Annotated in this window: 4 protein-coding genes; all 4 read right to left on the reverse strand. The window is 60.5% G+C overall.

Annotated features, from left to right (window positions below; translation table 11 throughout):
• Positions 1-158: 158 nt before the first annotated feature.
• The 4 genes from ACAW75_RS01490 to ACAW75_RS01505 all read right to left on the reverse strand — a co-directional run bounded on the left by ACAW75_RS01490 (position 159) and on the right by ACAW75_RS01505 (position 15792).
• Positions 159-983: a type 1 periplasmic-binding domain-containing protein gene (locus tag ACAW75_RS01490; RefSeq protein WP_370726888.1), complete on the reverse strand. Its 825-nt coding sequence runs from the start codon at positions 981-983 to the stop codon at positions 159-161.
• 24 nt (positions 984-1007) lie between these two features.
• A complete protein-coding gene (locus ACAW75_RS01495) occupies positions 1008-1880 on the reverse strand; it encodes a hypothetical protein (protein WP_370726889.1) in 873 nt (290 codons plus the stop codon).
• Positions 1881-1885: 5 nt separating this feature from the next.
• Complete coding sequence (locus ACAW75_RS01500) at positions 1886-2449, reverse strand: hypothetical protein (protein ID WP_370726890.1); 564 nt, start codon at positions 2447-2449, stop codon at positions 1886-1888.
• A gap of 65 nt (positions 2450-2514) precedes the next feature.
• Positions 2515-15792, reverse strand: coding sequence for an Ig-like domain-containing protein (locus tag ACAW75_RS01505; protein ID WP_370726891.1), 13278 nt, complete (start codon positions 15790-15792; stop codon positions 2515-2517).
• Between the last annotated feature and the right edge of the window lie 34 nt (positions 15793-15826).

The raw sequence follows: 15826 nt of genomic DNA on the forward strand, positions 1-15826 counted from the left end.
CGCCCAGGGTTGTTGCTCCATAACCAGACACATTGCGAACATAGGCAGACACTTTTAGAACATTAGCTGGCGGGGGTCCGACAAGGGCACAAAAAACAGCCATTGGCTCCCTCGGGATAAGGTGGCCAATGGCTGTTCTATACGTTCAACAAGGCTGGTTACTGAAACCAGATTTTCTGGGATATCCGCTCGGGTTTATCTTTCCGCTCTACTGTCAGCACCGAATAACCGCCCAATTCGCTCCCGTCAATCTCACGGCCGGCCAGCGTTGCTACGCGCTCTGAAAAAGAGCGCAGCACCACCCCATTGGCATTCGTCAGTTTCACGGTAACCGTTTCACCGGGCGCAAAACCTTTCATGTACAGCCGAAATTTCCCGCCCACACTCGGGTTGGGATACGCCACCACTTTCAGGCTGTCGGCTTCACTGACCGGTTGGTTGCCCTCTATGGCCAGTATGAGCAGGGAGGCCACCCGGCTGTCTATTTTCAGGTAATCATTCCCCTGAATATCCGACATATAATTCCGAAAATCGCCGCCCTGCATCCCGGCCTGAGCCGAATTGGGATCTTTCGATTCGTCGTATAACCGTACCTTATCAACGTACCCGGGCTGTAGCCCAAAATCGAAGAGTACATAATCCTGCCCCGCCACCAGATCCAGCTTATCGCCCTGACTGGTAATGCCATGAAAGTCTGCCGTGGGCGCCGCAGCGGGCGCAAACACCGCCGAATTATCAGCCCACGAACCAGCCAGCAGGCTACGGATCGACAGCGGTTGATCGGCCAGCGAGGCGGGCAATACCACCGACACCTGCGACGGGCCCCACGCAAAGTTACGCGCCGAAAAGCCAGCGCGGGCAATCACCTCGTAGCGATTCGCCGCCGCATTGAACGACAACCGAACCGAAATTTCAGGCGACGACTGAGCCAGTAAGGCTGGACTGATCAGCCAGCCCAGTACGAGTAAGATCGCTTGTTTCATGAGTCTGGTTCTTTCCAGTTACGTTTAGCGGACACGAGTCACCAGCAGTGGTAAACATTGCCCCACACAATCACCGCAAAGCGTTAGCGACAGCGCCGGCGACAAGGCCAGGCAACTAGCCGTTACCTGACCGATGGTATTGGCCCCATTCACCACCAGATTGGCTAGGCTGTTATCATCTGTATACGTGATGGCATAGGCCGAATACGTGCCATTGCTTAATCCCGCAGAATTGAACGAGGGTGTTGACCCAATACGCACCAGTTTGCCCGATGCGTCGGTGAGTGCATAACTGGTTTTGACCCCTGCCCCCGAGCTACCACCCGCGCTCTGAAAGGTAATCAGCTGACCAATCTGATAGTCGCAGGGAGAAGCGGGCGGCGGCGAAGACACGCAGGCTTTAAAAACCAGGGCCGTTGACCAGTCGAAGCAGGAAGCCGAGACGGCACTCAGGGCATTGCCTACCGACAGGCCCGTTACGGGTGCTTCGTAGGTAAGCGCCACAGCCATATACGTGGCCGTTCCACTCAAGCCGGAGAAACTGGCGATAGGGCTGATCTGGAGGATGCTTCCTGTATTGGAAGCCAGCACGTAGCTGGTTGTAACGGCCGTGCCACTGCTACCGCCGCTGCTGGTGAGGGTCACCGTTGAGGTCGTGTAGTCGCAGCTGGCCAGGGTCAGCGGGCAGCCGTAGTCGTTCACCGCAGTACCACCGGGTGTACCGGGGCATAAGTCGCTGGCATCGTCTACACCGTCCAGATCCGAGTCGGCTAGCCAGCCCGTGACCAAACTGCCGGTTGTGCCCACCGAACGGGGCGCAGCCAGCGCCGAAGCAGCCGTCAGGCACAGCCAAACGCATACACCCAGTATCCAGGAACAAGCTTGTTTCGTATACATGGGTGTTATTTGCTTAGGGTGGGCGCTGTCAGATTACAGGCCGTACAGGTGGTGCCTGTGTTGGCGTAGTTCTGCAGATAGAGGTTGGTCTGGCCCAGCGCGTCGTTGGCCGAGTACATGGTATTGGCAAAGTCGCCCCCGTTCATTCCCGCCACACTCGAATCAGGATCTGACCCGTTGATGAACAAGCGAAGACCGGGCAAACAGGCACCCCCAGGCAATACGAATGTAAAGAGCAGCGTTTCCACTCCCGTGGTCAGATCGACCTTCAGGCCGTTGGAGCCAACACCGTGAAAATCGGAGCCCAGCACACCGTAAGCCTGTGAATTGTCGGTCCAGCCACCCGCGGCCACGCTGTTGATGGTGAAGGCCACGTTGGCTACTGCAGACGGTGTGACAACGGTCACCTGAGCGCTGCCCCAATTGTACTGGGTCTGCGTGAAGGTTGGCCTGGCATACACCTCATACCGGCTCAGCGGAATGTTGTAGCGCAGCGTGTAATCAACCGTTTGGGCCAGGCCAGTCAGCGCCAGACTTAGCAAACACAATACCAAAAAACTCGTTTTCATGGTGGTAACTGAAAGATAGTTAAAAAAAAGAGGGCATAGCGGCTGGCTATGCCCCCGGGCCGTTACTATGGAATCTGTTCCAGCATCCAGTCGAAGTTGTACAGTTGGGCACTATTCATCTGCGTACTGGTCTGGTAATTGGTAATCACATTGGTAAATATCAGCGAAGTGTCGTTCGACGTTCCCTGGTATTTGACCTTGCCATCCATGTTCACATCCCCGAAATAGTACCCCAGTGCATTGTTGTAGTTATACAAGGGGTTCGTACTACCGGTCTGTGCGCCGATCACTTCAGAGAAAATCAAGATCAGGTCATTGGCCGTGCCCTGGTATTTGACCTTACCATTGTGGTTGGCATCGCCCGCCCACAGGGCCTGTTTGCCATTAACCGTAGTCTGCTCCCAGCCTTCGTAGTTAAATACCCCGACCACTTTATTCCAGGTTTGAGCGGAACTACTTGACGTGAAATCAACAATCGTACCAGTTACTGAAAGTGGAACACTGGTAGCCGTCATTACACCCAGGTGGTTACGATGTTTCACACTCACGTAGAAACTACCGGTCATCCCCGGGAAGCTCAGCGGCGATACACCATCACTGGCCAGCACCACGTCACCATCGCGCTGCACCAGGGCCGACCGCGTTGCCACCACCAGCGACAGATTGCTCGGATCACGGAGTTCCACAAACACCCAGTCAACGATCGCGTCACCAGTACCCACATTCTGGGCCGTTACGCTGGCAGGCATGGTCTCGCCACCGCCTCCATTGACATGGGTGAAGCGGACACCTCCCATAGCCGAGTAGGGTTCGGTCAAGGGCAGGAATTGCTGGCTCCGCAGATCATCGCGCATCAGGTTATTGGTACCACCAATCAATGCGCCCTGCAACAGCACCTTCAACCGCAACACCAGGGCAGCAGGGTCGACGGGTTGCTGCACCAGCACACTCACCGTGGCCAAATCGCACTGGCCAGCACTGTTGCAGACAGCATAGCTGAAGCTGGTCGGGCCAACGTACCCAGCAGCGGGCGTATAGGTGTAGGCACCCGTCGGACTCATCACCACCGTGCCACTGATCGGTTGGCCACTCGTGTAGGTCAGCGGTAAACCAGCCGGATCGCTGTCGTTGGCCGACACCGTGCCTGATTTTGGTGTGTTGACTTGGGCGATCAACGCATCATCAAGGGCCACCGGTGCCAGGGTCGTTCCTACCGGCGGCGTTGGCTGAACGTCTACTGTCACCAGGGCCGTGGCACACAGAGGCGTAGTGGCTTTGTCGCACACCTGATAGGGGAAGCTGACTACCCCCGTGAAGCCCGCTGGCGGCGTGTAGCTCACCGTGCCGGTGGCATTCACCAGGGCGGTGCCTACAGCCGGTGGCGACAGAATCACCGGGTGGCTCAACTGCCCATTCAACGTCGTCGCACTGTCAGGGTCCGTGTCGTTGGCCAGTACCACAATCGTTACCGGTATGCCCGCTGTTGTCTGGGTGTTGTCATTATTGGCAACAGGCGGGTTATTGGCCGTCAACACAGGGTCTGGCGCTACATTCACGCTCACACAGGTGCTGGCACTCAGGCCCGCCGTGCTTGAGGCGGCGTAACAGAAGCTGACCGTTCCGGTAAAGCCGACGGGTGGCGTATAGGTGTAGCTGCCGGTTGGCGAGAGCGTTACTGTCCCTGCCCCTGGCTGACTAATCAAGCTCGCCGTCAACGGTAACCCCTGCGGGTCCGTATCGTTGGTCAGTACATTGCTGCTCACGGCCTTACCCGGTGCGGTGTTGGCAATATCCGGCGTCACCAGGGGGGGTAACGAAGCGGCGGGGCCAACAGCCGTAAACATGGTCACATCCGTAGCCCTGCCACCGGGCGTACTCACCACGGCCGTCACACTCTGCAGGCCCGCCGCAAACGTCAGGCTCGAGCAGGCGAACGTACCCGAGGCCGAAGCCGTCGTGACGCACCACTGACTGTTGGGACCAAGCACCGTCACACTGGCCAGCGGTGTGGCCGTTCCCGACACCGTGGGCGTGGTCGTAGCCGTGCCGTTATCCGCGGGTGAGAGAATGGCTACCGTGGGTGGGGCGACGCTGGTGAAGGTAACGGGTAGCGAAGTGCGGCCACCGGGAGTGGTAGCCGTCACCGTCAGGGTGTTTGGCCCTTCCGGCAGTGGCGTGGTCAGCCCACAGGCGAAGGTCCCTGAAGCCGAGGCCGTGGTCGTACAAAGTGTGGCCCCCAACGGATCGGTGATGGCAATAGTGCTACCGGGCGTGGCCGTGCCGGCAATGGTCGGCGTGGTGGTGGTCGACACATTCACCGGCGAGCTCACCGTCAGACTGGGCGGACCAACGGCCGTGAAGCTCGTAAGGGCTGGCGTACTGGTGCCGCCTGCGTTCACCGCCACGGCCGTCACACTGGCCGGACCAGCCGGGAAGGTCAGGGCCGACGTCGAGTAAGCACCCGTTGGACTGGCCGTTACGCTCACCGGCCCACCCAGACTGCCGGGGCTACCCGTCAGGGTTACTACCGCATTAGGCGTAGCCGTGCCCGAAATCGTGGGTGTGGTAGCCGCCGTGCTGTTATTGGCTGGCGAGAGAATGGCTACCGTGGGCGGAGCGATGGCCGTGAAGCTGGTGGTGGTCGTTGAACAACCGCCCGACAGGCAAGCCGTGACGGTCAGGGTAGTTGGTCCGGCAGACACGGATACCGGGCAGGCGAACGTACCCGAGGCCGAAGCCGTCGTGCTGCAAAGCGTCACCGGGCCAGGACCAGTGATGGTCACCAGGCTACCCGGCGTGGCCGTGCCTGAAATCACTGGAGCGGTCGTCGTTAAAGGCCCTGTCGGCGCGACCGTCAAGGAGGCCGGCCCTACTACCGTGAACGTATTCACATCCGTAGCCGTACCATCAGGCGTTGACACTACAGCCGTTACGCTCTGCGGACCTGCCGGGAAGATCAGGCTCGAACAGGCGAACGTACCTGAGGCCGAGGCCGTCGTGACGCACGACTGACTGTTAGGGCCAAGCACCGTCACGCTGGCCAGCGGCGTAGCTGTTCCCGACACCGTGGGTGTGGTCGTAGCCGTGCCTCCTTCCGTTGGTGAGAGAATGGCTACCGTCGGCGGTGTTGCTGGCTGTACGGTGAGGTGAGCAGTGGCCGTGGTGCAGAGCGTCGGTGAGGCATTGTCGCACACCTGATAGGTGAACTGCTCGCTGCCCACAAAGCCCGCCCCCGGTACATACGTGTAACTACCCGTCGGAGAGAACACCACCGTGCCACTCACCGGATCACTCAGCTTGCTGAACACCAGCGGCTGACCTTGCGGGTCGCTGTCGTTGGCCGCTACCGTCGCCGTGGCACTCACCCCCCGCTGGGTCAGCAGGGCATCATCCAGGGCCACAGGAGCTGTGTTGCTCACACCCACCGGTGGGGTGGGGTCGATGGTGAAGGTGACCAGGGCTGTCGCACAGGCCGGTGACGTACCGCCGTCACAGACCGAGTAGGTCAATTGGTCGGTGCCCGTATAGCCTGCCGTTGGGGTGTAACTGACCGTACCATCGGGGTTCACCAGGGCCGTACCGTGGGTGGGCTGAGTCACGATCACCGGATTCGACAGGGGCTGACCTTCGGGGTCCACATCGTTGGCCAGTACCGCTACCATTAGCGGCACACCCACGGTTGTCCTGGGCGTATCGGGGTTGGCAATGGGCGCATCGTTGGTAGCTGGGTTAGCCACCGGAACGGGGAGCAGCGTCAGCGTCGTGGTGGCGCAGGCGGGTGGGGTAGCCCCATCGCAGACCTGGATGGGCACACTCACCGGAGCGGTGGTGCCCACTGGAGCGGTGTAGGTGTAGCTACCATCGGGCGAGAGCGTCAGCCCCGGTGGGGGACTACCAATGACACTGGCCGTAAGCGGACTGCCTTCGGGGTCATGGTCGTTGGTCAGCACATTGCCTGTGGCTGGCACCCCCACGATCACATCCGTAAAGTCGGGCGTGACCAGCGGCGACTGATTCGCTGCTGGCTGAACCAGTAGGCTTACGGTAGCTACATCACATTTACCCGCACTGTTACAAGCCAGATACAGGAAGTTGTCCGGGCCAACGTACCCAGCAGCGGGTGTGTAGGTGTAGGCACCCGTTGGCGACATCACCACCGTTCCACTCGCTGGTTGGCCACTTGTATAGGTCAGTGGTAAACCAGCCGGATCCGTGTCATTCGTCGACACATCACCCGCCTTCGGCGTATTGATACGCACCAGTAACGCATCGTCCAACGCTACCGGAGCCAGGGTTGTCCCCACCGGCGGTGTTGGCTGAACGTCTACTGTCACCAGGGCCGTGGCACACAGAGGCGTAGTGGCTTTGTCGCACACCTGGTAGGGGAAGCTGACTACCCCCGTATAGCCCGCTGGCGGCGTGTAACTTATCGTGCCGTTGGCATTCACCAGGGCGGTGCCTGTGGCTGGCTGAGCCAGAATCGTTGGATTATTGAGTTGCCCATTCAACGTCGTCGCACTGTCAGGGTCCGTGTCGTTGGCCAGCACTGCAATCGTCAGACTCTGCCCCGACGTCGTCTGGGTATTGTCATTATTGGCTATAGGCCGATCATTAGCTGTCGGTGAAGGAACCGGGTTGACATTGATCGACACACAGGCGCTTGAACTCAAGCCAGCACTGTTCGTTACGGAGTAGCAGAAGCCCGTTGTCCCCGTAAAGTCAGTTGGTGGGGTGTAAACATACGTCCCATCCGATAGCATCGAGACGGTTCCCGCCGTAGGCTGTGTTATCACGGAAGCCGTCAACGGACTACCCTGTGGATCGATATCGTTGGTCAGCACATTGCCTGTGGCCGGTACGTTGACGTTGGTGTTAGCAATATCAGACGTAGCTACTGGCGATAACGTCTCAACTGCTGGCTGCACGGTGAGGTGAGCGGTGGCCGTGGTGCAGAGCGTCGGCGAGGCATTGTCGCACACCTGATAGGTGAACTGCTCGCTGCCCACAAAGCCCGCCCCCGGTACATACGTGTAACTACCCGTCGGAGAGAACACCACCGTGCCACTCACCGGATCACTCAGCTTGCTGAACACCAGCGGCTGACCTTGCGGGTCGCTGTCGTTGGCCGCTACCGTCGCCGTGGCACTCACCCCCCGCTGGGTCAGCAGGGCATCATCCAGGGCCACAGGAGCTGTGTTGCTCACACCCACCGGTGGGGTGGGGTCGATGGTGAAGGTGACCAGGGCTGTCGCACAGGCCGGTGACGTACCGCCGTCACAGACCGAGTAGGTCAATTGGTCGGTGCCCGTATAGCCTGCCGTTGGGGTGTAACTGACCGTACCATCGGGGTTCACCAGGGCCGTACCGTGGGTGGGCTGAGTCACGATCACCGGATTCGACAGGGGTTGGCCTTCGGGGTCCACATCGTTGGCCAGTACCGCTACGATTAGCGGCACGCCAGTAGTCGTTTTGGGCGTATCGGGGTTGGCGATGGGCGCATCGTTGGTAGCTGGGTTAGCCACCGGAACGGGGAGCAGCGTCAGCGTCGTGGTGGCGCAGGCGGGTGGGGTGGCCCCATCGCAGACCTGGATGGGCACACTCACCGGAGCGGTGGTGCCCACTGGAGCGGTGTAGGTGTAGCTGCCATCGGGCGAGAGCGTCAGCCCCGGTGGCGGACTACCAATGACACTGGCCGTGAGCGGACTGCCTTCGGGGTCATGGTCGTTGGTCAGCACATTACCCGTGGCCGGCACCCCCACGATCACATCCGTGAAGTCGGGCGTGACCAGCGGCGACTGATTCGCTGGGGCGCTGACAGTAATGTAGACGGTAGCTGGCGTACATAAGATCGGCGAACCGGTATCGCACACCTGATAGGTGAAGTGATCGGTGCCCACAAAACCCGCGGCCGGTACATAACTGTAGCTACCCGTTGGCGAGAAGACAACCGTCCCGTTGGCCGGATTAGTCAGTTTGGCAAACACCAGCGACTGACCCGCATTGGGGTCGCTGTCGTTGGCCGCCACCGTGCCCGTCGCAGGGCTGTTTTTCGTCGTCAGCAGTTGATCGTCAATAGCCACTGGTGCCAGGTTCGTTGCACTGACGGGCGGCGTTGGATCAACCGTGAACGTTACTACGGCGGTGGTACACAGCACTGGTGAGCCGGTATCGCACACCCGGTAGGTCACCTGATCGACTCCCGTAAAGCTACCCGCAGGCGTATAGGTGATCGTCCCGTCGGGATTCACGCTGGCCGTGCCATTCGTTGGGCCACTCACCATGAGCGGGTTACTCAACGGCTGGCCTTCGGGGTCTTTGTCATTGCCCAGCACATTCACCGTCGTCGATACGCCAGCCGTTGTCCGGGTGGCATCGCTGAGCGCAACTGGCGCATCATTAGCGGGCGTTGGCGTTGGCACCGGCGTCAGGGTCAACACCGTTGTGGTGCAGGCAGGCGGTGTACTACCGTCACAGACCTGAATCGGAACCGTTACGGGTGCCGTTTGGCTGGTCGGCGAGGTGTAGGTATAGCTGCCGTCAGGACTCAGGGTAAAGCCCGATGGTGGGGTACCGATGACAGAAGCCGTCAGGGACTGACCTTCGGGGTCTTTGTCGTTGGTCAGCACATTACCAGCCGTTGGCGTACCCGGAATAAACGTATTTACATCTGGCGTTACGCTCGGTGGCAGGTTGAGGGGCAACTGCACCTGCACACTCACCGTGGCCACATCGCACTTCCCGGCACTGTTGCAGACGCTGTAGGTGAAACTGTCGGGACCAGCGTACCCAGGAGCCGGGGCATACGTATAGCTGCCGGTTGGCGACATCACCACCGTACCTGACGTCGGCTGGCCTGCTGTGTAGGTCAGCGGTAACCCAGCCGGATCGCTGTCGTTGGTCGACACCGTGCCCGATGCAGGCGTATTGAGTTGAGCGATCAACGCATCATCAATCGCCACGGGCGCAAGCGTTGTGCCGACTGGTGGAGTTGGCAACACGTCGATACTCACCACCGCCGTCGCACACAAGGCTGGCGTGGCTTTGTCACACACCTGATAGGGGAAGTTGACTACCCCCGTGAAGCCCGCTGGCGGCGTGTAGCTCACCGTGCCGTTGGCATTCACCAGGGCCGTACCCGTGCCTGGCTGAGTCAGAATCGTTGGATTACTGAGTTGCCCATTCAATGTCGTCGCACTGTCAGGGTCCGTGTCGTTGGCCAGCACTACAACCGTTACCGACGTACCTGCTGTGGTTTGGGTGGCATCGTTGTTGGCAATGGGTCGGTCGTTCGCTAGTGGTGACGGATCAGGATTGACATTGATGGTCACACAGGTGCTGGCACTCAGACCCGCCGTATTACTGGCGGCGTAACAGAAACTTATCGTCCCCGTGAAGCCAGTCGGCGGACTGTAGGTGTAGCTACCTGTTTGGGTCATCGTCACTATACCTACCGCTGGCGGGCTCAACAAAGTCGCCGTCAACGGTAACCCCTGCGGGTCCGTATCGTTGGTCAGCACATTGCCGCTCACGGCCTTACCCGGTGCGGTGTTGGCAATATCCGGCGTCACCAGGGGGAACTGTGCCCCCGCTGGCGGCACCGCCGTGAACGTGGTCACATCCGTAGCCCTGCCACCGGGCGTACTCACCACGGCCGTCACGCTCTGCGGGCCCGCCGCAAACGTCAGGCTCGAACAGGCGAACGTACCCGAGGCCGAAGCCGTCGTGACGCACCACTGACTGTTGGGACCAAGCACCGTCACACTGGCCAGCGGTGTGGCCGTACCCGACACCGTGGGCGTCGTAGTAGCCGTGCTGTTATTGGCTGGCGAGAGAATGGCTACCGTGGGTGGAGCGACGCTGGTGAAGGTAACAGGTAGCGAAGTGCGGCCACCGGGAGTGGTAGCCGTCACCGTCAGGGTGTTTGGCCCTTCCGGCAGTGGCGTGGTCAGCCCACAGGCGAAGGTCCCTGAAGCCGAGGCCGTGGTCGTACACAAGGTCAGCGGACCGGGTCCCGTAATGGCAATAGTACTACCGGGCGTGGCCGTACCGGCAATGGTCGGCGTGGTGGTGGTCGACACATTCACCGGCGAGCTCACCGTCAGACTGGGCGAACCAACGGCCGTGAAGCTCGTAAGGGCTGGCGTACTGGTGCCGCCTGCGTTCACCGCCACGGCCGTCACGCTGGCCGGACCAGCCGGGAAGGTCAGGGCCGACGTCGAGTAAACGCCCGTTGGACTGGCCGTTACGCTCACCGGCCCACCCAGACTGCCGGGGCTACCCGTCAGGGTTACTACCGCATTGGGCGTAGCTGTTCCTGAAATAACAGGTGAAACCGTCGTAGTGACGTTAGCAGGCGTGGTTATGGCGACTGTTGGCGGACAGGCCAGCGCAGTGGCCGTTACAACGGCAGACGCTGACGTTACACAGCCTGATACCGAAAGAGTGACCGCGTAGATGGCTGAGCCAGCCACAGGCGATGATAAGATAACCGATTGGCCCGTCGTTTGCGTCAGCCCTGTCCCGGTCCAGGTATAGGTTCCATTGAGGGGACCAATCGCCGTTAAGGCAAGGGTACTGGTTAGGCAAACCGTTACGGAAGTAGGCATAATGGCCACCGTCACGGATGAGCAGTCTGTAACGGTAAAGCTACTCACGGCTGGCGTACTCGTGCCCCCCGCGTTGGTAGCCACAGCCGTTACGCTGGCGGGGCCAGCCGCAAAGGTTAAACTCGAGCAGGCATACGTACCTGACGCAGAGGCCGTTGTCACGCATGACTGGCTATTGGGGCCAAGCACCGTGACACTAGCCAACGGCGTGGCGGTTCCCGACACCGTGGGTGTGGCCGTAACAGTCCCATTATCGGCGGGCGACAGAATGGCAATCGTGGGCGGGGCTACCGCCGTAAACGCATTCACTACCGGACCAGATACGCCCGCCGGACTGCCCGCTTGAGCCGTTATGCTCGCGGGACCAGCAACAAAGGTCAGGCTGGTACAGGTATAAGACCCATCATTGGCGGCTGTAACCACACAGGGCGTATTGCCCGGTGCGCTCACCGTGACGCTGCTACCTGGCGTAGCCGTACCCGATATGGGCGGGTTGAGCGAAGCCAGCGTTCCGGGGGCAGGCGTATTGATAGCCACTGTAGGCGGAGCTACTACCGTGAAGGTGGTCATAGCCGGGCTACTGGTGCCGCCCGCGTTGCTGGTACTCGCCGTTACCGTGTTCACACCCGTGGTAAAGACTGTGGGCATGGTGGCCGTATACGTGCCTGTTGGCGAGGCCAGGGCCGTGACACTATTGCCGTTGCTGGCCGTTAGCGTCACCGTGCTGCCCGCCGTGGCCGTACCGCTCACCAGGTTCACCCCGGCAGGCTGGGTGGTATTATCGGCGGGCGAGAAAATGGCTACTGCAGGCAGAGCCAGAGCTGTCAGGGTTACGGGCTGAGTAGCCGTGCCACCAGGCGTGGTAGCCGTCACCGTGAGAGGCGTAACCCCCGTAGTTACCGTTACCGGACAGACGAACGTACCTGAAGCCGAAGCGGCCGTGGCGCAGAGCGTGGCCCCGGCTGGATCGGTAATGGCGATCACTGCACCGGGCGTAGCCGTTCCCGAAATGGGCTGGGTCAGCGGTCCTGGTATCAGGGGCTGAGCCACTGTCAAACTGGGTGGCCCAACGACCGTGAAGGTAGTCACATCCGTCGCTGTACCGCCTGGGTTGCTCACCGTGGCGGTCACACTCTGCGGACCCGCCGCAAAGGTCAGGCTGTTACAGGCATACGTACCTGAAGCCGAGGCGGTCGTTATACACGACTGCCCACCCGGAGCCAGCACGGTAACCGAAGCCAATGGCGTGGCCGTTCCCGAAATGGCAGGCGTCGTAGTAGCCGTACTGTTATGGGCTGGTGAGAGAATGGCAATTGTAGGCGGGTCGAGGGCCGTTAGGCTCACGCCCTGCGTCACCGTACCACCCGGACCTGAGGCCGTCACCGTCACCGACGTAACCCCGGCTGTCAGGGTTACAGGACACGAGAACGTACCGGATGCGGAAGCTGTGGTTGTACACAAGGTGGCCGGACCGGGACCCGTAATGACAATCGGGCTACCCGGCGTGGCCGTTCCCGACACAAGTTGTGTCAGCGGACCCGGCACAGGCTGGGCGACCGTCAAACTCGGCGGAGCCACGACCGTAAAGGTGCTGACCGCTGGCGATGACGTACCGCCCGTGTTACCTGCTACCGCTGTGACCGTGTTCAGGCCGGCCATAAAGGCAGTCGGCATGGTGACCGCATACGTACCCGTTGGCGAGGCCAAAGCCGTGACACTGTTGCCGTTGCTGGCCGTCAGTGTCACCGTGCTGCCCGCCGTGGCCGTACCACTCACCACATTCACCCCGGCGGGTTGCGTCGCGTTGTCCGCCGGACTCAGAATCGCTACCGTTGGGGGCGACGAACAATCCGGGTCCTGAACCGCGCCATTCGCGCTCTGGCCAAGGCTCTGGCCCGTGCCCGCCAGGATCGGTATGCCCGTGCTGCCCACCGTATTGCCCAGGTTTTTCGTGACCGGCCCGGTCGATGTACCCGTATAGCCTGGCCCGCTGTTGCCACCCGGCAGGGCCGAGTTGACCAGATTGATTGCTTTGAAGGTTCCGCCGCCTTCGATGACATCGGGGCAACCGTCGCCGTCAGCATCCAGGTCGAGCGTGTTGGCGATGCCGTCGTTGTCGAGGTCATAATTGCAGGGGCCACTCATGTAAGCCTCCAGCACCCACGGACCAATGACCGTGCCGCCCGATACGCCCACCACCTGGTATTCGGTATACGCCGTGGTGTTGGTCGGGAAGGGAAACTTCACCGTCTGACTGCCGTTGGGCGACGGACCAGGCCCGGCCACGGTCAGCGAGGCGACAATGTCGGCCCAGGGGCCGTTGCCACCATTTCGGCCCTGAACGGCCACCACTGCATCACTCGAGAGGAACGAGCCGCCGAAGGTAATACTCAGTTCAATGCCTGTCAGCACCCTGGCTGTGGGGAAGGTCAGCCCGATGACAGACAGACCGGCAAAGGCCGCTCCGCTGGTTTGTCTGTAGCCAAAATTCAGTTCCTGCAGACCGTCTACCAGGTTGGCCGCGTTGCCAAAGGTGCTGAAGTCGGGCATAGGGGGTCCCATGTTGGTCGAGACTCCGTAGGATGGTATGCCGACATAAGCGAGTACGCCGGTCTTCGATACCTGCTGGGTGATGCAGTTCTCGTCAGTATCCAGAATACCGTCGTTGTCGTCGTCGAGGTCGTCCTGGTCGGCAACGCCGTCGCCGTCGCTGTCGATAGATATGGTGAAGCTGGTGGTGGTCGTTGAACAGCCGCCCGTTGTACAGGCCGTCACCGTCAGGGTGTTTGGCCCAACCGGCACACTCACGCTGCACGAGAACGTACCGGAGGCCGAAGCCGTAGTCGCACACAGCGTAGCACCCAGCGGATCGGTGATCGTCACCAGACTACCCGGCGTGGCCGTTCCCGACACTACCGGGGCGGTCGTCGTCAGCGGACCCGTGGGGGCCACCGTCAGACTGGCAGGGCCAACGACGGTAAAATTGCTCACCGCTGGCGTTGATGCAACCCCGGCATCACTAGCTATGGCTGTCACACTCTGCGGCCCCGCCGCAAACGTTAGACTCGAACAGGCATACGTACCTGAGGCAGAGGCTGTTGTTATACACGACTGCCCGCCCGGAGCCAGCACCGTCACACTGGCCAATGGCGTGGCCGTTCCCGAAATGGTGGGCGTGGTGGTGGCCGTTCCGTTATCAGCCGGAGAGAGAATCGCTACTGTTGGGGCAGCGGCTGCACTGATGGTAATCGTGTAGCTGAAATCAGTATCGCAATCGTTATCATCATTGCCATAGGCCGTGAAACTAAACGTACCCGCCACGGTAGGTGTACCGCTCAACACGCCCGTAGTCAGGTTTATGCTCAGGCTGGTGGGCAGCGTACCGGCCGTTCGGCCATAGTGATAAGGAGCCACGCCACCCGAGGCCACAAACGTCTGGCTATAGGCCACGCCAACCTGTCCATTAGGCAGGGTGGCCGGGGTCATCGTCAGCACGTTACAAACAACGGTCAGATTCAGGCCCGCCGTAGCGGTGCAGCCATTGGCATCGGTAACCTGAATGGTAAACGGCCCGTAACTAGTGCTATTGGTTGTCCCGGCAATGACCCCCGTGGTGGGGTCAAGGGTGAAGAGGTTGGGCAGGTTACGGTCAATGACGGAAAACGAGAGGGGAGCGGTCCCTCCCGTTGTGGCGATGGTCTGGCTGTAGGGCTGCCCCACGGTGGCACTCGTTAGCGAAGTAGTCACCACGCTGAGCGAACAGGCATTGACCGTGAAGCTATTGACTACCGGGGTGCCGGTTACGCCGCTCAGGCTGGGAATAGCCGTAACGCTCTGTGGGCCATTCGTAAACGTAAGGCTGGTGCAGGTCCAGGCTCCGCTGGGTGTGGCCGCTACCGTGATGCAGGTCTGGCTGTTCGGCCCAAGCACCGTGACATTGCTGCCCGGTGTGGCCGTTCCCGAAATAGGGGGATTCAGGCTCGCTACGGTTGCCCCGTCAGCAGGTCCGGTAATGACGATAGACAGTGGTGCCTCGCACACCCGTACCCGTACCGTGTTCGACACGCCGAAACAGTTTGCCTGGTTGGTGGTGATGTCGTACAGGCTGTTTCCCGGCGTTAAGCCCGTCAGCGAACCACTGTAATGAACGGCCGTGATGGCGTAATCGCCCGCCGGTACGCTGGCAAAACTGGTGGTAATGCCGGTTTGCACAATCAGATTCGTAGCCTCATCGACCAGGACATAGGTGGTGGTAACCCCCACTGGTAAACTGGCAACAGTAAACGTAACACTGATTGGCGCACTGGCGAAGTCGCAGCTACCCGGTGCCGCACACACCCGTACCGGCAACGCCGCCGAGTAGGTCAGGCAGGCACTGGATTCGTAAACCCCCGAAATCAGTTTACCGGCGGTCGCATCAACGAGCAGACCTTTGTAATGCGCCGCCACGGCATAATACAGGCCTCTGGGTACGTTGGTAAACGTAGGAGCCGAAGCATTAGCCTGCACAATGGCCCCCGTCACCCGGTCGACCAGCAGGTACGTGGTGGTATAGCCCGCCGGTATATTGGCGACCGTCAGCGATACCGTTGCCGGTTCACTGACGTAGTCGCAACTGGCCGATACGGCTGGCGGCACCGGCTGTTGGGCAAAGGCACCCGTCAGTGCCCATGCCATCAATAGCCCGCCTATCCAGATGGTACGGCTTATACGGAGTAACTGTTTGATATCACTCATCTTGTGTGTTCGATTGAGGTGAACCCGATTCGTC

Origin of the sequence: Fibrella arboris, from assembly GCF_041321095.1 — a bacterium.
GTDB classification, from domain to species: domain Bacteria; phylum Bacteroidota; class Bacteroidia; order Cytophagales; family Spirosomataceae; genus Fibrella; species Fibrella arboris.